20 protein-coding genes and 1 pseudogene are annotated in these 23,635 nt (G+C 70.2%); 14 read left to right on the plus strand and 7 right to left on the minus strand.

The features are described 5' to 3' along the window. The first annotated feature begins 75 nt into the window (after nucleotides 1-75). From ACN6LD_RS05430 to ACN6LD_RS05450, 5 genes are all read left to right on the plus strand, one after another. A complete protein-coding gene (locus ACN6LD_RS05430; RefSeq protein WP_334450147.1) occupies nucleotides 76-759 on the plus strand; it encodes a response regulator in 684 nt (227 codons plus the stop codon). Between the two features lie 46 nt (nucleotides 760-805). Then, nucleotides 806-3,358: a sensor histidine kinase KdpD gene (locus ACN6LD_RS05435; RefSeq protein WP_334451864.1), complete on the plus strand. Its 2,553-nt coding sequence runs from the start codon at nucleotides 806-808 to the stop codon at nucleotides 3,356-3,358. A 169-nt stretch (nucleotides 3,359-3,527) separates the two neighbouring features. After that, nucleotides 3,528-4,907 (plus strand): cation:proton antiporter, encoded by a 1,380-nt coding sequence (locus tag ACN6LD_RS05440; RefSeq protein ID WP_334450149.1) that lies wholly within the window; start codon nucleotides 3,528-3,530, stop codon nucleotides 4,905-4,907. Nucleotides 4,908-5,425: 518 nt separating this feature from the next. Continuing rightward, nucleotides 5,426-5,791 carry a hypothetical protein gene (locus ACN6LD_RS05445; RefSeq protein ID WP_334450151.1) on the plus strand — a complete coding sequence of 122 codons (366 nt, stop codon included), beginning with the start codon at nucleotides 5,426-5,428 and terminating at the stop codon, nucleotides 5,789-5,791. Beyond that, nucleotides 5,755-6,720, plus strand: coding sequence for an APC family permease (locus ACN6LD_RS05450; protein ID WP_334450153.1), 966 nt, complete (start codon nucleotides 5,755-5,757; stop codon nucleotides 6,718-6,720). Before ACN6LD_RS05445 ends, ACN6LD_RS05450 begins: the two co-directional genes overlap by 37 nt. A gap of 348 nt (nucleotides 6,721-7,068) precedes the next feature. On the opposite strand, the pseudogene ACN6LD_RS05455 reads toward ACN6LD_RS05450, so the two are convergent. The 3 genes and pseudogenes from ACN6LD_RS05455 to ACN6LD_RS05465 form a co-directional block, all read right to left on the minus strand. Continuing rightward, a pseudogene (locus tag ACN6LD_RS05455) lies at nucleotides 7,069-7,272 on the minus strand (helix-turn-helix domain-containing protein); the annotation flags it as partial. A 226-nt stretch (nucleotides 7,273-7,498) separates the two neighbouring features. Continuing rightward, nucleotides 7,499-8,107, minus strand: a complete 609-nt coding sequence (locus tag ACN6LD_RS05460; protein ID WP_334450155.1) for a hypothetical protein — start codon at nucleotides 8,105-8,107, stop codon at nucleotides 7,499-7,501. A gap of 183 nt (nucleotides 8,108-8,290) precedes the next feature. Further along, a complete protein-coding gene (locus ACN6LD_RS05465) occupies nucleotides 8,291-9,643 on the minus strand; it encodes a DUF1996 domain-containing protein (protein WP_334450157.1) in 1,353 nt (450 codons plus the stop codon). Nucleotides 9,644-9,899: 256 nt separating this feature from the next. Here ACN6LD_RS05465 and ACN6LD_RS05470 point away from each other — a divergent pair, with 256 nt between their 5' ends. Further along, nucleotides 9,900-10,592, plus strand: coding sequence for a substrate-binding domain-containing protein (locus ACN6LD_RS05470; protein ID WP_334450159.1), 693 nt, complete (start codon nucleotides 9,900-9,902; stop codon nucleotides 10,590-10,592). A 206-nt stretch (nucleotides 10,593-10,798) separates the two neighbouring features. Here the strand turns inward: ACN6LD_RS05470 and ACN6LD_RS05475 are convergent, their stop codons facing one another. Continuing rightward, nucleotides 10,799-12,025: a lactonase family protein gene (locus ACN6LD_RS05475; RefSeq protein ID WP_334450161.1), complete on the minus strand. Its 1,227-nt coding sequence runs from the start codon at nucleotides 12,023-12,025 to the stop codon at nucleotides 10,799-10,801. A gap of 510 nt (nucleotides 12,026-12,535) precedes the next feature. Between ACN6LD_RS05475 and ACN6LD_RS05480 the strand changes: the two genes are divergently transcribed. From ACN6LD_RS05480 to ACN6LD_RS05495, 4 genes are all read left to right on the plus strand, one after another. After that, on the plus strand, nucleotides 12,536-13,531 hold the full coding sequence (locus ACN6LD_RS05480) for an NAD-dependent epimerase/dehydratase family protein (RefSeq protein ID WP_445036282.1): 996 nt from the start codon (nucleotides 12,536-12,538) through the stop codon (nucleotides 13,529-13,531). 192 nt (nucleotides 13,532-13,723) lie between these two features. Beyond that, entirely contained in the window at nucleotides 13,724-14,494 is a 771-nt protein-coding gene (locus tag ACN6LD_RS05485) for a glycosyltransferase family 2 protein (protein ID WP_445036284.1), read from the plus strand. Next, nucleotides 14,491-15,108, plus strand: a complete 618-nt coding sequence (locus ACN6LD_RS05490; protein ID WP_334450167.1) for a TIGR04282 family arsenosugar biosynthesis glycosyltransferase — start codon at nucleotides 14,491-14,493, stop codon at nucleotides 15,106-15,108. Before ACN6LD_RS05485 ends, ACN6LD_RS05490 begins: the two co-directional genes overlap by 4 nt. Further along, nucleotides 15,105-15,938, plus strand: a complete 834-nt coding sequence (locus ACN6LD_RS05495) for a class I SAM-dependent methyltransferase (RefSeq protein ID WP_334450169.1) — start codon at nucleotides 15,105-15,107, stop codon at nucleotides 15,936-15,938. The genes ACN6LD_RS05490 and ACN6LD_RS05495 overlap by 4 nt, the downstream gene beginning before the upstream one ends. Before the next feature lie 337 nt (nucleotides 15,939-16,275). Here ACN6LD_RS05495 and ACN6LD_RS05500 read toward each other — a convergent pair whose 3' ends face one another. After that, nucleotides 16,276-17,508 carry a molybdopterin-dependent oxidoreductase gene (locus ACN6LD_RS05500; protein WP_445034295.1) on the minus strand — a complete coding sequence of 411 codons (1,233 nt, stop codon included), beginning with the start codon at nucleotides 17,506-17,508 and terminating at the stop codon, nucleotides 16,276-16,278. Nucleotides 17,509-17,621: 113 nt separating this feature from the next. Between ACN6LD_RS05500 and ACN6LD_RS05505 the strand changes: the two genes are divergently transcribed. From ACN6LD_RS05505 to ACN6LD_RS05515, 3 genes are all read left to right on the plus strand, one after another. After that, entirely contained in the window at nucleotides 17,622-18,968 is a 1,347-nt protein-coding gene (locus tag ACN6LD_RS05505) for a hypothetical protein (protein WP_445034296.1), read from the plus strand. 331 nt (nucleotides 18,969-19,299) lie between these two features. Further along, entirely contained in the window at nucleotides 19,300-20,055 is a 756-nt protein-coding gene (locus ACN6LD_RS05510; protein WP_445034297.1) for a response regulator transcription factor, read from the plus strand. Further along, nucleotides 20,052-21,164: a sensor histidine kinase gene (locus ACN6LD_RS05515; protein ID WP_445034298.1), complete on the plus strand. Its 1,113-nt coding sequence runs from the start codon at nucleotides 20,052-20,054 to the stop codon at nucleotides 21,162-21,164. The genes ACN6LD_RS05510 and ACN6LD_RS05515 overlap by 4 nt, the downstream gene beginning before the upstream one ends. Before the next feature lie 345 nt (nucleotides 21,165-21,509). Here ACN6LD_RS05515 and ACN6LD_RS05520 read toward each other — a convergent pair whose 3' ends face one another. After that, nucleotides 21,510-22,043, minus strand: a complete 534-nt coding sequence (locus tag ACN6LD_RS05520; RefSeq protein WP_334450178.1) for a TerD family protein — start codon at nucleotides 22,041-22,043, stop codon at nucleotides 21,510-21,512. Between the two features lie 259 nt (nucleotides 22,044-22,302). On the opposite strand from ACN6LD_RS05520, the gene ACN6LD_RS05525 reads away from it, so the two are divergent. Continuing rightward, nucleotides 22,303-22,872, plus strand: coding sequence for a DM13 domain-containing protein (locus ACN6LD_RS05525; protein ID WP_334450180.1), 570 nt, complete (start codon nucleotides 22,303-22,305; stop codon nucleotides 22,870-22,872). A 33-nt stretch (nucleotides 22,873-22,905) separates the two neighbouring features. Here the strand turns inward: ACN6LD_RS05525 and ACN6LD_RS05530 are convergent, their stop codons facing one another. Next, nucleotides 22,906-23,553: a peroxiredoxin-like family protein gene (locus ACN6LD_RS05530; protein ID WP_334450181.1), complete on the minus strand. Its 648-nt coding sequence runs from the start codon at nucleotides 23,551-23,553 to the stop codon at nucleotides 22,906-22,908. Nucleotides 23,554-23,635 lie beyond the last annotated feature (82 nt).

Genomic DNA, 23,635 nt, shown 5'->3' on the forward strand with positions numbered 1-23,635 from the left:
GAATCCCCGCCCCGCCGGCTCCCGCCGCCGCCTCGAAAGCCCCGACCCCGCCCATGACAGGAAGGCCGCACGCCGATGACCCGGGTGCTGGTGGTGGAGGACGATCCACAGCTCGTACGAGCCCTTGTGATCAACATGCAGGCCCGGCACTACGGAGTGGACGCGGCGCCGGACGGCGCCACCGCGCTCCGGCTGGCCGCCGCGCGCCAGCCCGACGTGGTGGTCCTCGACCTCGGTCTGCCCGACATGGACGGCGTCGAGGTGATCAAAGCGCTGCGCGGCTGGACCCGGGTGCCCGTCCTGGTCCTGTCCGCACGTCGCGCGTCCGAGGAGAAGGTCGCAGCCCTCGACGCGGGCGCCGACGACTACATCACCAAGCCGTTCAGCATGGACGAACTCCTGGCCCGGCTGCGCGCCGCCGTGCGTCGCACCGAGGCCCTGCCGCTAGCCCCCGAGACGACCATGGTCACCACGGACGGCTTCACGGTCGACCTGCTGGCCAAGAAGGCGACCCGCGGCGGACGCGACGTGCGCCTCACCCCGACGGAGTGGCATCTGCTGGAAATCCTGGTCTGCAGCCCCGGTCGCCTCATCACCCAGAAGCAGCTGCTCCAGGAGGTCTGGGGCCCCTCCTACGGAAGCAAGACCAACTATCTTCGGGTCTACATGGCGCAGCTGAGGCGCAAGCTCGAAGCTGACCCCGCCCACCCGCGCTATCTGATCACCGAGCCGGGAATGGGCTACCGCTTCGAGTCATGACGCGCTCTCCATGCTCCTGACCGCACACGACCGCAGAGGCGAGAAGATGGCACGCGGCAAGCTACGGATATATCTCGGCGCGGCACCGGGCGTCGGCAAGACGTACGCGATGCTGTCCGAGGCGCACCGCCGTATCGAACGGGGCACCGAATGCGTCGTGGCCTTCGTGGAGCACCACGACCGGCCGCGCACCGAGGTGATGCTGCACGGCCTGGAGGAGGTGCCGCGCAAGGAGTTCGAATACCGCGGCGGCGTCTTCACCGAGATGGACGTGGACGCCGTGCTCGCCCGGCACCCCGCGGTGGCCATCGTCGACGAGCTGCCCCACACGAACATCCCCGGCTCGCGCCACGCCAAGCGGTGGCAGGACGTCGAAGAGCTGCTCGCGGCCGGGATCGACGTCGTCTCGACGGTCAACATCCAGCACCTGGAGTCCCTCGGTGACGTCGTCGAGTCGATAACCGGCGTCCGGCAGAAGGAGACCGTCCCGGACGAGGTGGTGCGCCGCGCGGACCAGATCGAACTGGTCGACATGTCACCGCAGGCGCTGCGCCGCCGCATGGCGCACGGAAACATCTACAAGCCGGACAAGGTGGATGCGGCCCTGTCCAACTACTTCCGGCCCGGCAACCTGACCGCGCTGCGCGAGCTGGCTTTGCTGTGGGTCGCCGACCGGGTCGACGAGTACCTGAACGAGTACCGTAGCCAGCACCAGGTGTCGAAGATCTGGGGCTCGCGCGAGCGGATCGTGGTCGGCCTGACCGGCGGCCCCGAGGGCCGCACCCTGATCCGCCGGGCCGCGCGCCTGGCGGAGAAGGGCGCCGGCGGGGAGGTGCTGGCCGTCTACATCTCCCGCAGCGACGGACTCACCTCTGCCTCACCAAAGGAACTGGCCGTGCAGCGCACCCTGGTGGAGGATCTGGGCGGCACCTTCCACCATGTCGTCGGCGACGACATCCCCGCAGCTCTGCTGGACTTCGCGCGCGGCGTGAACGCCACTCAGATCGTCCTCGGTGTGTCCCGCCGCAAGAGCTGGCAGTACGTCTTCGGGCCCGGCGTCGGTGCGACGGTGGCCCGCGATTCGGGGCCCGACCTGGACGTCCACCTCATCACGCACGACGAGGCGGGTAAGGGACGCGGCCTGCCGGTGGCCCGGGGCGCACGCCTTGGCCGCTCCCGCGTCATCTGGGGCTGGCTCACCGGCATCGGCGGTCCCGCACTGCTCACGTTGCTGCTCACCCACGTCGACGCGGACCTCGGCCTCACGAACGACATGCTGCTGTTCCTGACGCTGACGGTGGCGGCGGCCCTGCTCGGCGGCCTCCTGCCGGCTCTCGCCTCGGCGGCGGTCGGCACGATGCTGCTGAACTGGTACTTCACGCCCCCGGTGCACCGCATCACGATCGCCGATCCGAAGAACATCCTGGCTCTGGTGATCTTCGTTGGGGTGGCGGTCTCCGTGGCCTCCGTCGTGGACCTGGCGGCCCGCCGCACCCACCAGGCGGCCCGGCTGCGCGCCGAGTCGGAGATCCTCTCCTTCCTCGCGGGCAACGTGCTGCGCGGCGAGACCGGCCTGGAGGAGCTGCTGGAGCGGGTCCGCGAGACCTTCATCATGGAGTCGGCGGCCCTGCTGGAGCGCACGAGTGACGTCGAGCCGTGGACCTGCGCGGGCCGGGTCGGCCCCGGGCAGCCGGTGGAGCGGCCGGAAGACGCGGACGTGGACATGCCGGTCGGGGACCACATGTCGCTCGCCCTGTCCGGCCGCGTGCTGCCCGCCGAGGACCGCCGTGTACTGGCCGCCTTCGCCGCCCAGGCCGCCGTCGTCCTGGACCGCCAGCGCCTGCAGTCCGAAGCGGACCAGGCCAAGGAGCTGGCCGAGGGCAACCGCATCCGCACCGCCCTGCTCGCCGCCGTCAGCCACGACCTGCGCACCCCGCTCGCCGGGATCAAAGCCTCCGTCACCTCCCTCCGCTCCGACGACGTGGAGTGGTCCGAGGAGGACCAGGCCGAACTCCTCGCCGCGATCGAGGAGGGCGCCGACCGCCTCGACCACCTGGTCGGGAACCTGCTGGACATGTCCCGCCTCCAGACCGGCACTGTCGAGCCGCTGATCCGCGAGGTGGACCTGGACGAGGTCGTCCCCCTGGCACTCGTCGGCATCCCCGACCCCGAGTCGGCCGTAGCTCTGGACATCCCCGAAACCCTGCCGATGGTCGCCGTCGACAAGGGGCTGCTGGAGCGCTCCGTCGCCAACGTCGTCGAGAACGCGGTCAAGTACAGCCCGGACGGCGAGCCGGTGGTGGTGTCGGCCAGCGCGCTCGCCGACCGCGTGGAGGTGCGCGTCGTCGACCGGGGCCCGGGCGTCCCGGACGAGGCCAAGGACCGTATCTTCGCGCCCTTCCAGCGCTACGGCGACGCCCCGCGCGGCAACGGCGTCGGCCTCGGCCTCGCGGTCGCCCGCGGCTTCGCCGAGGCCATGGGCGGCACCCTCACCGCCGAAGACACCCCTGGCGGCGGCCTCACCATGGTCCTCACCCTCCCGGCCGCCCCCAGGCACGCGCCCACCCCCACCGACCTGTCGGCGACGGTCACGTCGTAACTCCGTAGACGGTGTTCCTTGCCGGAACCCGGCAACCTGTACGCCCGGGTGGTGCGCATCAGTGATCTGTCAAAGACGTACCAAGAGCAGGTAGGGTTCCCAACGGTGTGCCGGGAAGCCTGGTCGGCGAGCAGAGGCGTGATCTCTCTTCCGATCGGGGGCGTTTCCGGTGGTACTCGTTGCTGTCTTCGGGGTGGCTCTGCTGATCGCGGTGCTGCTGTCCGGGCTCGCCGCCCGTACCGTGCTGTCCACTTCCCTCCTCTTCCTCGCCGGCGGCGCGTTGGTCAGTGACGGGTTCCTCGGGCTGATCCACATCACGCCGGACAGTGAGATCGTGTCGGTCACGGCCGACCTGGCGCTGTTCGCGGTGCTGTTCACCGACGGCCAGCACGTCTCCTTCGCCAAGTTGCGCGCCAACTGGCGTAACCCTGCAAGGGCGTTGGGCCTGGGCATGCCGCTGGCGTTCGTGTTCATGGCATTGGTCGCCCACTACCTGGTCGGCCTGGACTGGACGACGTCGTTCCTGGTCGGCGCGGTACTGGCACCCACCGACCCGGTGTTCGCGTCAGCGATCGTGGGCCGCAAGGAGGTCCCGGCCAAGCTGCGGGAACTGCTGAATGTCGAGAGCGGCATCAACGACGGCCTCGCACTGCCGGTGGTGGTGCTGCTGATCGCGGCCGCAGGCCCGGTCGCCGGTCACACGAGCGAGGCGTCGCTCGGGACGATCGCGCTGGAGCTGGCCCTCGGCCTCGCCTTCGGCATCCTGCTGCCGCTGACCGTCAACGGCCTCGTACGGTTCCGGCTGCTCGGCGCCGAGCCCAAACTGCAGCAGCTCCTGCCGCTGGCGACCGGGATCATCCTGTACGGCCTGTGCCACCTCACCCACGCCAACCCCTACCTGGCCGCGTTCTCCGCCGGCGCCGTGCTCACCGCCACCGCACCGGAGGCAAAGGAGGCGTTCGCAACCGGCAGCCCATCTCCTTCTGGCAGTTCACCAAGTACGGACTCGTCGTCACGCTCGTCACGGTCGCTATCAGTGCTCTGTACTTATGGCTGCGGTACTTCGTGCTCGCCTGAGCTGGCCTGCGCGCGGGGATCCGGGCAAGGCCGTCGGGAGCACACTGGAGACGGGTGCCGTCTGTCCTCTCACAAGGGGGTGTCGGCGGTGGCTAGTACCTCTCGTACAGCAGTCCGGTGGTGGCGGTGGCGGCGCGACCTCCCCCACTCGGCTTCGCGCGAATGGGGGACCCCCACGGCGACGCAGCGATGTCGCCGAAGCCTGGCTCATGCTCATTGCCTGGGTGCTCGCCCTAGCCGGCGCTGTGCTGGCGGGCCTGGTGAGCGCGGGAGGGGACGGGAGCCGACCGCCCGCGGCACAGACGGATGTCCGCGCTCAGCCCGGGATGCCCCGGCACATGGATCACCACCGTGGGCCACCGGGCGGCCAGCGCCTCGGCGATGTGCCGGTAGACGGCACCGTTCGTGTTCGTACCGGGCACCAGCACCACCACCGTCGGCGACGCGGATGCCGGGTCCGGGCCAACCGTGACGACGCTGGTGGCACCGGCCGCTGTCGAGATCTCCCGTCGGTGGTGCGGCACACCCCACTCATCGAGTCGCTCAAGACACCATTCCCGCACCTGCTGACGGCACTTGGGGCCGCGATAGACGGAGGGCACGTCGGCAGCTTAGCCCTGCAGGCCGGTATCGGAACCAGGCTGACGTCGGCGTACAGAGCGGAGCCGTGAAGCGGCCCGGATCGGCCGACTACCTGTCAGCCGTGTCGCGCCGGCCGTCGTCCCTGGCAGCGGGCGGTGCCCGGCCGGGAACCGTGACGCATCCTTGACGCCTTACTTGCACTTCCCTGACGTAGTGTCGGCGGCGGAGTGCCGGGAAGTCTGGTCGGCGAAGTGTCCTGCCCTCGACGAATGCGTCCCCAAGGACGCCAAGGAAGGTCTTCGCGTGACCGTCTCGAAGTCGGCCGCCGCCGTCGCGGCTGCTCCGTCTGCTGTCGTGGGTGGCCGTGGCCCGCGGCGTTCCGTTCTCTTCTTCGCGTTCGCTTTCGCGGTGATCGCTGACCCCGTCTCCTCGGTGGCGTACGCGATCGAGGCCGCACTGCGCGCCCTGCACGGCGACCTGGCGCTGCTGCTGCCCACGATGAGCCTGGTCATCGGGCTCGTCGTGGTCGTCACCGCCAACTACTGGCAGCTCGTGAGGCGCTTCCCCAAGGGCGGCGGCGCAGCGGCCGCGGCCGGGCGGGCCTTCGGCGCGCGCTGGACGTTCCTGCCCATCGGGGCCCTGGTCGTCGACTTCGTCCTGACCTCGGCATCTCGATCGCAGCCGCTGCCAGCGCGGTCATTGCCCTCTTCCCCGGGCTTGCTCCGCTGCGCATCCCGATGGCGCTTCTGCTGCTGGTCGTGGTGGCGGGGCTGACCTGGTTCGGGCACGGCGGACGCCTGCTGTTCGCTGTCATGACCGTGGCCTTCGTCATCATCTCCGTGGCCGTACTGATCCTCGGCTTCACCTCGCTCCACACCCCCGGCCACGCCGCCACCTCGGCCGACCCAGGCCGCTCGGCGATGCTCGCGGTGGTCCTGGCGTTCCCGGTTGGCATGGCGCTGGCCACCGGAATCGAGGCGCCGTCGACCGCCATCGCCCAGCTCGGCCAGCTCGACGACACGCACCGTCGCCGCTTCGGTCGCGGCACCCTCGCGCTTCTGGTCGTGATCGTCGGCGGCCTGACCCTTGCGCTGACCGCGCTGGCCGTGCAGCTGCACATCGGCATCCCCGGCACGGATTCCACCCAGATCGCCGACATCGCGCACGCCGCAGCCGGACCCGGCTGGCTCTATGGCGCCTTCCAGCTGACCAGCTCGCTGCTCCTGCTCGCCGCGGCCAGCTCCTCCTTCCAGGCCGGCCCCGGACTGCTCAAGGCCCTGTCCGGCCCGCCCGAACGGCCCGGGGTACTGCCGCCGGTCCTCGGCCGGGTCAACCGCCACCACACCCCGTACTGGTCTGTGGTCGTCTACCTGGCCGCCGCCGCGCTGATCATTGTGGCCGCGGCGGGTCAGGAACAGGAGCTTGTCCTGTTCTACGCCGTAGCGGTCTTCGTCAGCTTCCTGGTCGGCCTCATGGCCATGGCCCGTTTCGCGCACCGCGAGAACAAGACGGCCCTGATGTGGATCAACGGCCTGGCCGCAGTGGCCGTCGCCTTCACCCTGGCGGTGAATTTGCTGCGCGGCTGGCCGATGCTGTCCCTGGCGGCGACCCTGCTCATCGCGGCTGGCCTGTACGCAAGGTGGGCCCGGGCCGGCCGCCCCACCGGCATCGAAGACGTCGAGGCGCGCGCCGAGGCGGAGTGACGGCGTGATGCGTACGGCACGGCGGCCGGAGCGGTAGTCGTGCCGCCTCCGACGGGAGACCTGTCAGCCTTTCTTTCCCTCCTTGTCTTTCTTCCGCTGCGGGTCGGCGTCGCCTGCTGAGTCTTCTGCTGAGTCTTCGCCCACGCGAGAGTCCGTCTCATCGATGGGCAGGGCAGCAGGGATCGGGCCGGCGCTCGGCGGCCCTGCCGAGGGCTGAGACGCGGAGGGTTCCGCACTGACACCGGCGTCCGCGCCCACGCCGGAGTCGGCGTTCTGGGAGGAGGCGGGACTGTCACCGGGCTCTGATCGTCAGCGCGGGAACAGCGGCTCACGATGGGCTGTCGGCCGTCACACCTCGTCGTCGGGCCACCCGAGGAGCCGGGGGCCGATCACCGCGGTCTGCAGGGTGTAGCGGTGGACGGGATCGCCGGGGTCGGCGCCGGTGAGCTTGTGGATGCGCTCCAGGCGGTAGGTGAAGGCCCGCACGCTCAGGTTCAGACGTCGGGCCGCCTCGGCGGCGACACAGCCGGAGTCGAAGTACGCCGCCAGCGACAAGGCTCAGGCGGAAGAGGCCGCTGCCGCGGCCCTCGCAGACGCAGCCGAGGCCGAGGGCGCCAACCCCGACGCCCACCCGTATCACCCGCCTCGCTGACGGCGGGCGGCCTCTCTTCCGGCTGCAACTCGCGCACCGGAAGTCTCCGAGCGCCTGACCATCTGGCAATCGACGTTCGTCAACGCTGCGCCGTTTGAATGCACCATGCGGAGGTGTCGAACGAGCTCAGGCGCGGCGCGGAACGGATTCGCTCCTTCTGGTCCCGGCGGCGAGCAGTGCGAAGCCCAGTGCGAAACCGAGCATTGTCCATACGCCGCGAGGCCAGAAGATGTGGCTGTCAGTGAAGGACCAGCCGGCCACCAGGAGAACCACCGTGCCGGGAATGACTCGCACGCCGTGTTTCGGGTAGAGCGCGACCGCCGTGGCCACGACCGCGACGATGAGAGCGTAGGCCCCGACCTGCCCGAGCGCCTCACCCGTGTCGTAGAGCGGGTACTTGATCCGCCCTATGTTCGCTGTCCCGGCAGCGTGCTCGACCGCGGTTCCCGCCGCGATACCGGCCACCGCGTCGAGACCGGTGTAGAAGGCCGCGTATGTGAACGCACTCGCCCAGGCCACCACCGTGGCGAAGCCCGCGAGATCTGGTCGGGGGCGGTGCCACAGAGGGACGAGGAGGCCGAGCGTAAGCAGCGGAAAGACCGGCAGCAGCGCGATGTGCAGCTGTGTCCAGTCCGCGGCCGTCGCCCTGGACAGGCCATGCGGGTGCGCGGCGCCCGCCGCAGCCAGCACAAGGGGCGCGACAGTGGCGAGGGTGATGTTTCGGATGGTCAACACGCTGGGATCGTAGGCGCGTTACGTCACGTGAGACGGCTGCGTAAGGGCTTCGTAAGATCTGGCGTGGTGCCGTGGAACGCTGGAAGCCGTCCGCCGGGGTGATTCCCTCCGACGCGACACTGGCCTCGCCGATCTTGCGGCGAGGCCGGAGCAGAGGAACCGGTGGCGGTCCGGTCGGTCGGTTCAGCCGCAGCGGCGCCCTGCGTTGATGCAGGAGACCGCCTGCTTCATGAGCTGGTCGGTCATCACGTTGATGAAGTCGTTGTGGTCGGTGATGGCGTTGTGCTGCTGTCCTTGGAAGCCGTCGACGGCGAAGTTCGGTGCCGCAGGGGTCTTGTAGGTGAGCCGCATCGTCAGCTGAGGGATGGCCTTGAAGCCGCTTGCGCAGTTGCCGTCTGCGTCGGCGAAGGCGACGTGGCTGCGGTGGTCGGCGCTGTCGACGTTGCGGCCGTCCCAGCAGCTCTGGAAGGCGAAGCTGCGCACCACCTTGCTGCCGCTGGGACAGATCGGGTACTTGTCGGTGAGCTGGACCTTGTTCTCGAAGCCGGTGCAGCTCCAGTGGGCGTTGGCGTTCTTGGTCCCGTTGGTGAACGCCTTGGCGTCACCGGTGATGATCCGCAGGAAGCGGGGCATCGCCACGACCTTGCCGGTGGGGCTGCCCTGGTAGGTGATCGTGACGGTCGCGGGCACCAGGATGGCTCCCTTGTTACCTTCGGCGCCGCCGCCGAGAGCGTTGGCGTCGGGGCCCTGACGGGTGGTGTCCCGCAGGACGGGCCAGTAGTACGCGGACTGGTCGCCGTTGGTGCAGGAGGTGCCCTGGGCGCTCAGGGACTCGTTGGTCGAGTTGAAGTCCACCTTCCGGTTGCCCACGTAGTCGTGGACGTGGTGGGCGCCGTTGCTGACACCGGGAGCCACGATGTCGTTGTCCGAGTTGTGCTGTCCCTGTTTGTTGACTCCGCATCGGGAGACGAATGCTCCGGTCGAGGCGCCTGCCTGCCGACGGACCCTGGGCACGTTCGGGGCCACCGTGGTGATGTCGACGAAGTCGGCCGCAGTGGGCCCGTCGTTGCTCTGTCCTGCGGCTCCGGAGCCGTTTCCTTGCTGTCCGGTGTTGCCTCCGTCACCCTGGGCGCCGCCGGGGCTCTGGCTCGCGGCCCCGGCCCCGGATGTCTGGGTCCCGGGTGCGTCGAGGCCGAGGTTGCAGACGGCGAGAGCGTCCAGCCCTGTGGGCCTGGCCGCCGACCGCCCGATGGCGATGGCGATCCGGTCGATGGTCGCCTTCCTCTTGTCTGCCAGAGGGCCGAGGATCGCGTTCTGCGCAAAGTTCGGGCCCCCTTGCCCGCGGGTGTCGACCAGCCGCTGGTTGGCCTCCGCGGTCTGGCGGTCCAGCAGTTGCAGGTTCCGGTCCACCTCGGCCTGTGCCTGTTGGGGGACGGCCGGCAGCTTGCTCTTCACGTCCGGACAGCTGATCGTCTGGGCTGACCGCGTCGTAGGAGCGGTGGCGGTGACGTTGGACGCGTTGGCGGCGTAGTTCACGGCTACGAGGCCACCGCCCCCTGCCAGCAGCGCCGTTACCGCCAAGATGGCGTTGCGGCGGCTCCGGCCGCGCCTGTGATCTGCTCGCATGAGAACTCCCGATCTGACAACGTGGTTCCTGGCCCGGTGGCGACGCGTATCACTCGCCGCCCGGATGCCCCAGCCTCATCTGAGTGGTCGGCGCTTGGCAGCTGTTCACGTCGCGCGTCATGGACACGTAAGAACTGAGCCGCGCCCGAACTGACCCCCGCTCAGCATGAGGAGCTGCGCCGCTTCGGCATCCTCGGCTCGGCGCTGGAAGAAGTCCGGGATCGCATGTGATCCGCGCCTTGTGCGCTACGACGACTTCACCCACTGCCTCGTGCACCGGCACGCTCTGGAGCTGCTGGCGTCGCCGACCGCACGATGGCGGTCTTCGCGGAAGGCAACCGTCAGAGGCTGGGCATCAATCGGGCGGCCGCGCCGCTCGGACTGCGCCTTTCCGGACGATGTCAGCCTGGTCGGCTTCGGTGATCTGCCCTTCGTGGACTGGGTGCATCCGCGTCTGACGACCGTGCGTACTCCGCTCGCCGACATGACTGCGCGCGCCACTTGCACGGTGCCGCTGCTGCTGTCCGGACAGCAACCGGAGACTGCACAGGCCGAGGTCACCATCGAGCTCGTAGTACGGGACAGCAGCGGGCCCCCCGCCGGTGACGGGGCGAGCCGTCGAACGCAGTCAGGGGGCGAGGGTCGGCTCAGCCGAGGAAGGGCGCGCGCCCCGGGCGCACGGAGTGGCCGACGGGCCGGCGAGGGGGCAGTGACATGGCGCTCATCGGCTGCTCAACCCGCCATGGTGGGCTGGGAGTTCGAGTCCCTGTTTCACCAGTGCGTTGGTGAAACCGGAGGGAGTGAGGCCCGGTGTCGCCCTGGTACAGGTCTCAAGTGGCGCCGCCGACGTCGAGGGTGACGACCTTGGACCGACTGGCAGGGCAGTTGTCGTGGCGGGCTGACTGGTCTGTTCCCCACTGGTGCTCCAGTCGGCCGGGCGCGTCCGGCCCGCATGGTCTGTCGGCTGCAGGATCCGTGACGGCGTTGAGCACTCCTGCTGCGTCGGAACGGGTTCGGCGCCCCGGAGAGGAGTCTCCAGGGCGCTGGGCCGCGGTGGCAGCTTCCTTACACCGCGGCGATGCCCTCCATGCCGGACTCGGCGAAGGGGGGCAATCCGGTGGCCGTGGTGACCTTGGTGAGGGAGCCGTTCCTGCCGATGCGGAAGCCGTCGACGGTGCCGGAGGTCCCGTTCTGTACGTACAGGAACTTCTCGTCCTGTGTCACCGCCAGGTCGATGACGCCCTGGGACATCGCCGACGGCGGGGTGGCGATGCCGACCTCGTTGGTGAGCGCGAGCCTGCCGTGCCGGTCGGTGCGGTAGCCGGTGACGGTCGAGTTGCCGGTGTTGCCGCCGTAGAAGAAGTCGCCGGCGCGCTCCAGCCAGCACAGCGTGTTCTGCCCGTTGGCCAGGGGCTTCTGGACGACCTTGAGGCGGCCGTCGGCGAGCACCTTGTATGTACTGACCGTCGATTTCTCGGCTTCGGCGACCAGCATGCGGCCTGCCTTGTCGAAGGTGATCGCGAACGGCACGCCGCCGGCTGATTCGTTGATCCTCGCCCGGGGTGCGGGGCGTCCGTCGGGCCGCATCGGGAACACCTCGATGGTGTTGGCGGACTTCGTGGTGACGACCAGTTCACGGCCGCCCGGCGTGAACGCGACCTGGCCGGGCGAGCTGCTGAACAGCGGCACCTTGTCGTTCTTCAGCCCCAGGGAGCGATATGAACCGCTCAGCGGCTGGAGTCCGTTGGCCGTGATCTTGAAGCCCTGGACGCTGCCCGCGCCTCCCGCGTTCATGACGTAGGCGAGGTTGCCGGACACCGCGATGGAGGAAGGGAAGTCGCCGCCTGAGCGCACCACTCGCCGGTGCGTCAGTTTCTGTCCCTCCACCCGGAACGAGGTCACGGTGCCGCTGCCCGCGTTCACTGCCAGCAGCAGATGCGAGCCGCGGTCGTAGACGAGTGAGCCCTGGGAGGCGAGGGAGTCGGTGGGTGCGTCGACCTGGTCGCCGCCCTTGCCGCCGGTCGCGTAGGCGCCTGAGGCGGTCAGCTTTCCGTCCTCGCCGCGCTTGAAGACGTGGATGGTGTTTCCGGCGAGCTCGTTGCCCTGTACGAAGACGGCGTGGTCGGCTCCCGCCTTGGCGCTCTTCGTCGTCGCGCCTTCGTGTGCGCGGGGGACTTCCCCCGCCGAGGCGATGGCCACCGTGGTCGCGACCGCCGCCGAAGCGAGGATGCCGGCCCCGGCGATGCTCATCCGGACCTGCGACTTCGACCTGCGCCTGGTATGCCTGCTCACGCCTGACTCCTCGTACCTCGCCGCCGCCGCCGGTCGGTGACGCGCAGAGCCAGAGTTGCCTGTGGGGCCGGTGGGAAGAAGATGTTTCGGTCCCGCGTCAGTTTCTCGTAAGAACTTCCGTTCGCCCCGGAGAATTCGGTGGCGGTCCGGCCTGCGGCTCGCCTGCCGCCGTTGCCGCTCATCCAGCGGTGAGAAGGCCCCGCATGGTGGAGCGAGGGCGGGGCAGTGTGGTCGCGGTAACGTCGACCCCGGTCTGATCGGGGGCTTCGACGAGAGCGCCTACGGGTCGGCCAAGTTCGCCGTGCGGGGGCCCGGAGCGGTGACTCGCGCCTTTCACGGCGCGGCGCCCCATCGCAGACGTCATGAGCAGGACGGCGGATGTGCCTTCCTGACCGAGTCGGCCCCGAAGTGATGTGCCATGGGCTGCTGCATCTGGCGAGGTCTTACGGACCCGTGACGTGATGGGCGCGGCGCTGCCGTGCGGGGTGCTCAAGCTCCTAGCGTTCGCTTATGCGAGTACTGGTCACCGGCGGAGCCGGGTTCATCGGGTGTCATGTCGTCGAAGCGCTGACCGCACGGGGGCACGAGGCGGTCGTGTTCGACCTTCGTGACGGCCAGGACGTACGCGACGCGGAGGCGGTCGCGGCCGCTCTGCCGGGTGTGGACGCCGTGTGCCATCAGGCGGCGATGGTGGGGCTTGGGAAGGGGTTTGCCGACGCGGTCGAGTACGTGTCGCGCAACGACCTCGGTACCGCGGTGCTGCTTTCCGCCATGGCCGACGCGGGGGTGGGGCGGCTCGTGCTGGCCGGCTCGATGGTCGTGTACGGCGAGGGCTCGTACGCGTGTGAACGGCACGGGACGGTACGACCCGGCCCCCGGGCCGTGGCCGATCTGGCCGCAGGGCGTTTCGAGCCCCGGTGCCCGCGGTGCGAGGAGGCACTGACCCCGGGGCTGGTCGGCGAGGACGCTCCGGTCGATCCCCGGAACGTGTACGCGACGACCAAGCTGGCCCAGGAGCATCTGGCTTCGGCCTGGGCCCGGTCGACGGGCGGCTCGGCGGTTTCGCTGCGCTACCACAACGTGTACGGGCCGGGCATGCCACGCGACACCCCGTACGCGGGGGTCGCGTCCTTCTTCCGGTCCGCGCTCGCCCGGGGCGAGGCACCGCGTGTCTTCGAGGACGGCGGGCAGCGGCGGGACTTCGTGCACGTTCGGGACGTGGCGGCGGTCAATGTGACGGCGCTGGAGGCCGAGTCCCCGGCCGGAGCGCTGGCTGCGTACAACACCGGCAGCGGGGAGCCCCACACGGTCGGCGAGATGGCGCGGGCGCTGGCGTCCGCGTGCGGCGGGCCCGAGCCCGTGGTGACGGGAGAGTACCGCCTGGGGGACGTACGGCACATCACGGCGGACTCGTCGCGGTTGCGGGCCGAGCTGGGCTGGAAGGCCGAGGTCGGCTTCGAGGAGGGCATGCGGGAGTTCGCGAGCGCAGGGCTGCGCGAGGAGTAGTACTCGACCGGCTCTGTCGCGGTCGCGGCGGAGGAGGCGGACGGCGCTCGGCCGACGCACCGGCTGTCGAGCGGCAGTTGGTCGCCGGGGTATACCGGCTGCGTCGGCCGCACTTCGGTGCTCTGCGCCCTTCCTCGACGTCCGCGTTTCGTAAGAAGCCGAAGTCCCTTACATACCTTTTGTCTTCGTAGGGTGAAAGCCGTGACGACTTCTCCTGTAACGCGATCGGAAGCGGGGACGACCGCGGCGACTGTCGACGTGGTGCTCCCTTGTCTGAACGAGGCTGAGGCTCTGCCCTGGGTCCTCGCCCGTATCCCGCCCACCTGGCGCGCACTGGTGGTGGACAACGGATCCACGGACGGCTCGCCGGACCTGGCCCGCGACCTCGGCGCGACCGTCGTGCGTGAGACGCGCCGCGGCTTCGGCGCCGCCTGTCACGCCGGGCTGACCGCGGCCACCGCGGACATCGTGTGCTTCTGCGACTGCGACGCCTCCCTCCACCCGTCCCTGCTCGTGCCCTTCGTACGCGAGGTGTGCGACGGTGAGGCCGACCTGGTGCTCGGGCGGCGCCGCCCGCAGGGCCCCGGCGCCTGGCCCGCGCACGCACGGTTGGGCAACGTGGCACTGGCACGGATGCTGCGTCGCCGCACAGGGCTGCGCCTGCACGATCTCGGTCCACTCCGTGCCGGCCGCCGGGAACAGTTGCTCGCCCTGGCGCTCACGGACCGCCGCAGCGGCTACCCACTGCAGATGGTCGTGCGCGCGGCCGACGCCGGCTGGCGGGTCGTCGAGCACGACGTGCCCTACCTGCCGCGCACCGGTGCCTCCAAGGTCACCGGTACCTGGCGCGGAACCTGGCAGGCGGTCCGGGACATGAGCCGTGTCCTGGCCGAACCACCGGTGCCCCGGGACGGGGCAGACGCCGACTCAATCGCCGTAATCCCAGGAGGAACCGCTCAGTGACCACTCTCCTCGTCATCGCCAAGGAGCCGCGGCCAGGACGGGTGAAGACCCGGCTCACACCGCCGTTCACGCCTCGAGAAGCGGCGGCGCTCGCCAAGGCGGCGCTCGTGGACACCCTGCGTACGGTGGCGGCCACACCCGCCCGCCGCCGTGTGCTGGTACTCGACGGCGCTCCGGGTCCCTGGCTGCCTCCCGGCTTCGACGTCGTCCCGCAGTGCGGGGGAGGTCTGGACGAGCGGCTGGCCGCCGCCTTCGCCGGCTGTGACGGACCCGCGCTGCTCATCGGCATGGACACCCCCCAGGTGACGTCCGCACTGCTCACCGTCGACTTCGCCGGCTGCGACGCGTACTTCGGGCCGGCCGAGGACGGCGGCTTCTGGGCGCTGGGCCTCGCTCACCCGGATCCCGAGCTGCTGCGGGGTGTGCCGATGTCGACGCCCACGACGGGTGCCGTGCAGCGTGAACGGCTCGCCGTCGCGGGCCTACGCGTACGCGAGCTGCCCCGTCTGCGAGATGTGGACACCGTAGGCGACGCGGAGGTGGTCGCCGCGGCTGCGCCGGAAAGCCGCTTCGCCGCCGAACTGGGGCGTCTCGGGGCGGCTGTCGGTCGATGAGCACCGCACATGAGATCGCGTCGCCGAGGGGGAGCGCCGTGGATCGCCTCGCGCCTGTTGCGGCGGTGGGCGCCGCGCGCCCTTGGTCTGCCGACCCCTACTCCGAGGCCCTGGTCACCGGCCGGGGCCAGCTCTTCCTTCGTCGCGCCGACGGCTGGCTGCTGCCGTTGGAGGTGGAACGCTGGTGTGCCAGGGCCGACGCGGCGGACATGGATGTCTTGGAGCACTGCGAAGGCGCTGTACTGGATGTGGGGTGCGGTCCGGGGCGGCTCGTCGCCGAACTCGCGGCCCGGGGCCGGCGGGTGCTCGGCGTCGACGTGAGTGAAGCCGCCGTCGCCCGCACGGTGCGGCTCGGCGGCCAGGCTCTGCAACGCTCCGTCTTCGAGCCGCTCCCGGCCGAAGGGCGCTGGGACACGATCCTTCTCATCGACGGCAACGTCGGCATCGGCGGTGACCCGACCGCCCTCCTCCGGCGGATGTCTCAACTGCTGAGCCTGAACGGCCTGTTGATTGCCGAGACGGTCCCGGAAGGTGAGGTCGACGAACGCGTCACCGTCCACGTCGTGAGCATTACCGCCGGCGCTCACGGCACGGCCGGTCCGCCCTTCCCCTGGGCCCGTCTCGGCACATCGGCCCTGCTCCGGCTCGCGACACGTGCCGGCTGGCGCCCGGAGCGTCAGTGGACGACCGGCGGCCGCTCCTTCGTCGCCCTGCGCAACCGCAGTGACCGCAGCAGGAGCGTCACCGCCGAGCCGCCGAACAGCACCGCGGTGATCAAAAGCCAGCGGGACAGGAATCCGTCGCCGGGCAGGGTGGTGGCGGAGCTGTAGTGGTCGGCCACCTGCCCGCTGCTCAGCGGAAACCAGATCAGCAGCAGAAGGCCGGAGAACGCCGCCGGGACGCGCACGTAGACCGTCCAGTCCCGGCGGCCGACCACGCCCAGTCCCCGCGCGACGACCCGGTCCGCTCCCGCGTACAGGGGCAGCAACACCAGGTCGTGCACCAGTGCCGCGCCCACGAACCACAGCACAACAGAGAGCCAGTCGTCCGCGAGCAGTCGCACGCCCGCATACCCTGCCAGCGCGAACGAACAGGCGAGAAGCAGGAGTTGCAGCGGGCTGCCCACACGCGGGCGCACCACAAGTCGTCGCATCACAGGTCGTCGCATCACAGTTCTCCGAACGTCATCCGTGCCACCCACTTGGTGTTGAGCACGCCGGGCGCCGCGGGGACGATGATCCGCGCCGGGTAGCCGTGGTCCGGGGTCAGGGGCTCGCCGTTGACGAACAGGGCGAGCAGGGAACGCGGGTCGCGCACCTGGTTGTCGCGCAGGGCGGCCCGGCGGAACGCCCCGTGCCGCTGGAGCGACTCCACCAGTACGTCGGGCGCCGCGCCGGCCTCGTACCCGACGAGCGCCGCCAGATCCCGCAGGCGTACGCCCCGCCACCACTGGTCGGAGGTCGACCAGCCTTCCACGCACGCGATGGGCAACGCCGCGCTGTGCAGCGGGAGTTGCAGCAGCTCTGCCCGGCTCAGCCGGACCGCCCGCCCCTGCCCCTCGATGACCAGACGCCACGCCTCGTCACCCGTCTCGGTCATGCTGATCCCGCGCGACGCGGCCGTCTTGTTGATCTGGAAGCCGCCGGGACCCGAACCCGGTTCGGGGCCGCCGTGCGGGGCGAGCAGAGCCGTTGCCCGCAGCGGTCCGTCAAAGCTCCGGCCCGCCGTCGTGGCCAGCAGGAGCAGGGAGCCGCCGCCGACGAAGGCGAGGGCTCCGCGGCGCGAGACGGTGGACGGTGCGGGGTTCGGGGCGACCAGCTCGCTCCCCTCGTCGCGCAGGTGACGCAGATTGCGTACCGCGGCCGGCACCCGCAGCGCCGCGTGAGTCACGAACGCCGCGAAGAACACCCAGGCGCCGTAGAAGTGCAGCGGATAGAAGGAGCCGGGGAAGAGGTAGTCGAGCTGGACGTTCAGCACGCCCGTGGTGAACTCGAACAGGGCGCCCCCGACCAGCAGAAGCAGCGAGATCCGCTCCAGCGCATGCGCGAGCGATCGCACGGGCGGCAGGGTGAACAGCCTCGGCAGGACCGACCACAGCTTCGCCAGCAGTACGGGGATCAGCGCGATGCCCAGGGTGACATGGACGCCCTGGGTGAGTCGGTAGAGCCAGGGCGGGTCGGTCGGCCAGGCGAAGAGGTAGAAGCCGAGCAGGCCCTTGTCCGGGGTCTTGTCGTTCACCGGCGACAGGTCAGGGTTGTAGGCGGCGTACGACACAAGGCCCGTCGCGAAGAGCACCGTGATCCCGACGAGCAGCACGATACCGAGCACGGAGGTGAACCAGGGGCTGCGCAGCGGACTGCGCCAGAAACCGGGAGAGGTGGGGAGTCGATGGTCGCGCATGTCCCGACCGTAGGCCGGTACCGGCCGCGGACGGGGCCCGCAACACATGACGAAACGCTGACGTTCAGGCTCACCGGAGTCTCATCCGGCTGTCCCCGGCCTAGCGTGCCGGTGTGAACCGCGATCTTCTCCGCGACCTGTCCGCGGCCCTGGCCGCAGCGCTGCTCGTCACGACGGCGGCTGTGATCGGCACCGTCCTGGAACACCGCTACGGGAACCTTCATGTCAGCTGGCCACCGCTCTACGGCCATTGGGAGCCGCATGTCGGCCCCGGCACCCCCGCCGCGATCACGGTGGCCCTCGTCGTGGTCGTGTACGGGCCGCTCCTCGCCGCCCGGCTGCCGTGGCGCGCGCTGCTGTGCACGGCCTGGGGCACCGCCATGGCGTGGACGTTCTCGCTCGCCTTGGTCGACGGATGGCAGAGGGGAATCGCCCGTCGGCTCACGACCAAGTACGAGTACCTCCAGGTCATCGAGCCCGTCAACCGCTTCCACGACATCCCGGCCGCCCTGCGGGACTTCACCCAGCACATCTTGATCCACTCACCCGATGCCTGGCCCGCGCACGTCGCCGGACATCCCCCCGCGGCGACCCTCACCTTCGTCCTCCTCGACCGGATCGGGCTGGGCGGCGGTGCCTGGGCGGGCGTCTGGTGCATCACCGTCGGGGCGACAGCGGCGGTGGCGGTCCTCATCACCGTACGGGCGCTGTCCGGGGAGGCGCTCGCCCGCCGCGCCGCGCCCTTCCTGGTCCTGGCCCCGGCCGCCGTGTGGATGGGCACCTCCGCGGACGGGTACTTCGCTGCGGTCGCCGCCTGGGCCGTCGCGTTCCTCGCCCTCGCCGTCACTGGACACCGGCCACCTGCGACAGGTCTCGCCTCCGGGCTCCTCTTCGGCCTCACCGCGTATCTCTCGTACGGGCTGACACTGTTCGCGGTGATCGCCGCCGGCGTCCTGCTGCTCGGCGCCCGACGCCTGCGCCCCCTGCCCTACGTCCTCGCCGGATTCGTCGTCGTCCCGGCCGTGTTCACCTTCGCGGGCTTCAACTGGTGGGAGGCGTACCACCTGCTGGTCACCCGCTACTACCAAGGGGCAGGCGGTATCCGGCCGTACGGCTACTGGGTGTGGGCGAACCTCGCGTGCACGGCACTCGTCGTGGGTCCGGCGACGGTGGCCGGGCTGCGACGATCCGGTGCGGCTCCCATCCGCCAGGGTCTTCGCACGTGCCTGCGCCGCTTCGACGCCGAAACCCGCCTCGCCCTGCTCGCCCTCGCCGCCCTGCTCGCGCTCCTCGCAGCCGACCTCTCCGGCATGAGCAAAGCGGAAACAGAACGCATCTGGCTGCCGTTCGCGATGTGGCTGCTTCCGGCCTGCGCGTTCCTGACGCGACCCCGTGCCTGGCTCATCGCACAGGCCACCCTCGCCCTGCTCCTCAACCACTTGCTGCTGACGGGATGGTGACCATGGAGACCCGGCTCAAGCCTCCGCGGAGGAGCGTCATCGGTCACCGCTTCTCCGGACGGATCTTCCCGGCCCTCGCCGTCGGCGCCACCCCTACCCGCACACAAGGCACCGCTCTGGTTTGCGCGAGGGGAGGCAGGCAGGGGTGCTCGCGACGCTGGCGCCTCCCGAGCTCAGGCACCGCCGAGTGACACGGCAGCCGTACGACGGGAGGCTGGTCGCGAGAACGGCCAGATTCGGGAAAGGGCGAAACGGGCGTCCAGGTCTTACGAAACGCGGACGTCGGGGCGCCCCTGCCGCACGGCAATGAAGCCGGTGGGAAGCTGGGGGCATGCAGCAGCCGCACGAATCCCCAGACTCCGGACATGCTCCACGTGGGCAGGGAGGTACGACCCGCGTCCTCGTCGTGGACGACGACCCCACCGTCTCCGAGGTCGTCTCCGGCTATCTCGACCGCGCCGGGTACCAGGTGGACGTGGCCGGGGACGGGCACTCCGCGCTCGCGCGGGCCGCGGCGCACTGGCCGGACCTGGTGGTGCTCGACCTCATGCTGCCCGGCATGGACGGCCTGGAGGTGTGCCGCCGGATACGTGACCGGGGGCCCGTGCCCGTCATCATGCTCACCGCCCGCGGCGACGAGGGCGACCGGATTCTGGGCCTGGAAGTGGGCGCCGACGACTACGTCACGAAGCCCTTCAGCCCCCGTGAGCTGGTCCTGAGGGTCGAGTCGGTACTGCGCCGGACCCGGCCCGGCGTCGCGGCTCGCCCCGTGCACGCGGCAGGCGTCACCGTCGACCCGGCAGCCCGCCGCGCCACCAAGAACGGCGCCGAGCTCAGCCTCACACTCCGCGAGTTCGACCTCCTCGCCTTCCTCCTGCGCAACCACGGCCGCGCCCACAGCCGTGAAGAGCTGATGCGCGAGGTGTGGGGCTGGGGCTTCGGCGACATGTCAACCGTCACCGTCCACGTCCGTCGGCTGCGGGCCAAGCTGGAGGACGACCCGGCCCGGCCCCGGCTGATCCAGACGGTGTGGGGAGTGGGCTACCGCTTCGACGCCACGCCCTGCGAGGAGGCGGTCCGACCGTGAGCGACACCCTCCTCATCGCCCTCTTCGCCTTCCTCGGCGCTCTCGCGGCCGGACTGCTCGGGGCGGGTGTGCTGTGGCTGATCCGGCGACGCTCGCTGACCGCGTCCCTCGCCGTGGTCGCCGCCGTGGCCGTGACCGCCATGCTCGCGGGAACGCTGGCCGTGGCGCAGGCGATGTTCCTGTCCTCGCACGACCTGAGAGTCGTCACCACGGTCGTGGCGATGGCGGCCGTGGTCTCCCTGGTCACCGCGCTGCTGCTCGGCCGGTGGGTCGTCGCCCGCAGTCGGGCGCTCACCGCCGCCGCCCGTTCCTTCGGCGACGGTGGCCATTTCGCGGCTCCCGACGGCCCGGCGACCGCGGAACTGGCCGCACTCAGCCGCGAGTTGGCCGCTACCAGTGCGAAGCTGGCCGAGTCCCGCGACCGCGAGCGCGCCCTGGAGACATCGAGACGCGAACTCGTCGCCTGGATCTCGCACGACCTGCGCACTCCCCTCGCCGGGCTGCGCGCCATGTCCGAGGCCCTGGAGGACGGCGTCGCCGCCGACCCCCACCGCTACCTTCGCCAGATGCGCACCGAGGTCGAACGCCTCAACGGCATGGTCGGGGACCTCTTCGAGCTCTCCCGCATCCACGCCGGGGCGCTCGCCCTCTCCCCCTCCCGCATGTCGGTGTACGACCTTGTGGGCGACGCCCTCGCGGGAGCGGACGCCCTCGCCCGCGAGTACGGGGTGTGGCTGGTCGGCGACCGCGTCGAGCCGTTGCCGGTCGAGGTGGACGGCAAGGAGATGAGCCGAGTGCTGGGCAATCTGCTGGTCAACGCGATCCGCCGGACACCCTCCGACGGTACCGTCGCGGTCACCGCCGAGCGCTTCTCCGACGGAGTCGTCCTGTCCGTCACCGACGGATGCGGCGGCATCCCCGAGGAGGACCTGCCGCGTGTCTTCGACACCGGCTGGCGCGGTACCCATGCCCGGACTCCTCCCGCCGGTGCGGGCCTCGGCCTGGCCATCGTCCGGGGCATCGTGGAGGCTCACCGGGGCCAGGCCGCCGTGCGCAACGTCCCCGGCGGCTGCCGCTTCGAAGTGACGCTTCCCCTGGCCGAGGCGTGATCGGGGGCTCCTGAGCCAAGCGAATCCGCCGACGAACGGAAGGGCATCCGGGCTGAGATCCACGGCGGTCGGCCATCCGGATCGGTCAGCAACTGCACGTGCACGCCATTCAGGCGGTGCGTGGCGGAGCAGTCGGCCCGGCCGTCGCCCAGGCTCGCACTCCGCGAGCATCCCTGTCGGCCCTCAGTCCGGCCGGTCGCAGACGACGTGAGCCGCGCCGGGAGCGGATCTGCGGGATACCGCGCACCAGCGGCTTCAGCCGTTTCCGGGTGCTTGGCGCCTCGGTTCCAGGGGTTCACGAGGGCACCACCATGACGGTCGTACGCTTCCTGCGCCGCTGCTTGGTCAGGGCTGTGGGGTGCTGCCCATCTCGGCGGCGAAGATCACGGGATCGCCGTCGAACCCTCGGACCATCTCCCGGAACTCCCACGTTCCGGAGGCGTCCCTGGTGAACTCCGCGACCGTCGCGGCGGTGTATTCGGAGAGCTGTGCGAAGTCGTCCTTCAGTAGCTCCCTGTACCCCTCGACGACCAGAACTCCGGCGCTCGACAGGTCGCCGAAGGTTTTGGGGCCGCTGTTCTGGTGGATCGCCACACCCACCACCACCCGAGCGAAGGAGGAAGCGAGGCGATCGAGCTCCAGGGTCATCGCTTCGACGTAGCCGAAGCCCTGGCCGGTCTGGCTGTGCCGGCTCATGTTGATGGTGCCGTCCGGTGAGCGGCTGTCGAAGTGGACGACGTACACCGGCCGCCCGAAGGGGGCGTCCGCCGAGTAGGTGGCGGCGATGATGTCGAGATGATGGGGTGGCTGATCCCAGGGACTCGGGTCCCATTTGAGCCGTACCTCGGCCTTCCCGACTCCATGGCTGTCGCTGCTCACCGAATTGCTGCCTCTCTCATTTCAAGCCACCACGCGATGGCACCTACCTGGGCAAGTATGGCTCTCGGCCATCCTGTTGAAGCCTCGCGCGGCAGCTCGCGATCGGGCTCGCCCTGCTGTGGACGGTGGAGGCGTTTGGAGGATCCCTCCGGCGCGACGGCGCGACGTAAGTATTTCGTCATCAGCTGCGGGGTGGGGGACGGGCGCCCGTGCACGTTGAATGGGAGCGCAACAGGAAAATCTCAGGAGGCGAGCGGGGATGGGACGCGTGCGGAAGGCATTGACCGGGCCATGGGTCATCGCGGTTGTGGTGGTGGCGGTTGGCGCAGTCGGCTTCGGGCTGTACTGGTTTCAGCCCTGGAAGCTGTGGCAGGACGAGACCGTCCAAGAGGCCCTGCCCGGGGTCGCGGACGTGTCCGCTCCTGCTGCGGCGCCCTCGGAAGAGACCCTCGCGCCGCCCTCCCCGGCCACCGGCCCGCAGGTGCTGGCCAGTGGTGAGCTGATCAGCCACGAGCATGCGACCTCGGGCGCGGTGAAGCTCGTACGGCTGGCTGACGGCTCCCATGTCGTCCGGCTGGAGAACCTCGACACCAGCAACGGACCGGACTTGCGTGTCTGGCTGACCGACGCGCAGGTGAAGCCGGGGAAGGCTGGATGGCATGTTTTCGACGACGGGAAGTACGTCAGCCTCGGCAAGCTGAAGGGCAACAAGGGAAGTCAGAACTACGCCCTGCCCCGTGACGTGGATCCGTCGAACTACCGCAGCGTGAGCATCTGGTGCGACCGTTTCGACGTGTCGTTCGGCGCCGCCGAACTCGCCCGTGTCTGACGGTGGTGCGGCCATGTCGCACCACGTCGGCACTCAGCCCAGGGCATCGAGGGCGGCCAGGACGGCGGCGGGTTCGGCGCGCTTGGTGTAGTCGGCGTCGACGAAGGCCCAGCGGATGACGCCCTCCCGGTCGATGACGTAGGTGGCGGGCAGCGGGAGGGTGCGCGGGTGGCCGCCGTTGACGCGCTGGAGGTCGAAGCCGAGCTTGTCGTAGACGGCGGCGAGGTCGTCGGGGAGGTCGAAGGCGAGGCCGTACTGCTTGGCGGTGTCGGAGCCGACGTCGCTGAGGACGCTGAAGGCGAGCTGATGCTTCTCGGCCAGGGAGAGGGACTCGTCGGGGACTTGCGGTGAGACCGCGACGAGGTGTGCGCCGCGTGCGGTGATCTCGGCGTGGTGCTGCTGGAGGGCGCGCAGGGCGATGTTGCAGTAGGGGCACCAGGCGCCCCGGTAGAAGGACAGGACGACGGAGCCGGTCTTGACCAGGTTGGCCAGGCTCACGGGGTTGCCGGCCGCAGACGGCAGGTGGAAGAGGGGGGCCTGTGCGCCGACGGCCAGTGCGCGGTCGGCCTGACCGGAGTCGGCGAGTTCCTGGCCGGCGCGCTGCATGATCTGCCGGATGTCGGCGGGGATCTGCTGCTGGCGGGCTGTGTAGAAGGCGTGCAGCTCGGCCTTGAGGGTCATCGGAAGGTTCCTCCTGGGGCGCCGGTCATGTCGTCTTCCGCTATCTCGGAACGACCGTTTCAAGATAGCGGGCGGGACGGTA

It is taken from the genome of Streptomyces sp. SAS_272 (assembly GCF_052543235.1).

What these genes read in the sequence shown, in the direction of transcription:
- ACN6LD_RS05430 (WP_334450147.1), top strand. Translation starts at nt 76, where the DNA reads ATGACCCGGGTGCTGGTGGTGGAGGACGATCCACAGCTCGTACGAGCC.
- ACN6LD_RS05470 (WP_334450159.1), top strand. Translation starts at nt 9,900, where the DNA reads ATGAGGAGCTGCGCCGCTTCGGCATCCTCGGCTCGGCGCTGGAAGAAG.
- ACN6LD_RS05510 (WP_445034297.1), top strand. Translation starts at nt 19,300, where the DNA reads ATGCAGCAGCCGCACGAATCCCCAGACTCCGGACATGCTCCACGTGGG.
- ACN6LD_RS05530 (WP_334450181.1), bottom strand. Translation starts at nt 23,553, where the DNA reads ATGACCCTCAAGGCCGAGCTGCACGCCTTCTACACAGCCCGCCAGCAG.
- ACN6LD_RS05435 (WP_334451864.1), top strand. Translation starts at nt 806, where the DNA reads ATGGCACGCGGCAAGCTACGGATATATCTCGGCGCGGCACCGGGCGTC.
- ACN6LD_RS05450 (WP_334450153.1), top strand. Translation starts at nt 5,755, where the DNA reads ATGGCGCTTCTGCTGCTGGTCGTGGTGGCGGGGCTGACCTGGTTCGGG.
- ACN6LD_RS05495 (WP_334450169.1), top strand. Translation starts at nt 15,105, where the DNA reads ATGAGCACCGCACATGAGATCGCGTCGCCGAGGGGGAGCGCCGTGGAT.
- ACN6LD_RS05525 (WP_334450180.1), top strand. Translation starts at nt 22,303, where the DNA reads ATGGGACGCGTGCGGAAGGCATTGACCGGGCCATGGGTCATCGCGGTT.
- ACN6LD_RS05500 (WP_445034295.1), bottom strand. Translation starts at nt 17,508, where the DNA reads ATGCGCGACCATCGACTCCCCACCTCTCCCGGTTTCTGGCGCAGTCCG.
- ACN6LD_RS05480 (WP_445036282.1), top strand. Translation starts at nt 12,536, where the DNA reads ATGCGAGTACTGGTCACCGGCGGAGCCGGGTTCATCGGGTGTCATGTC.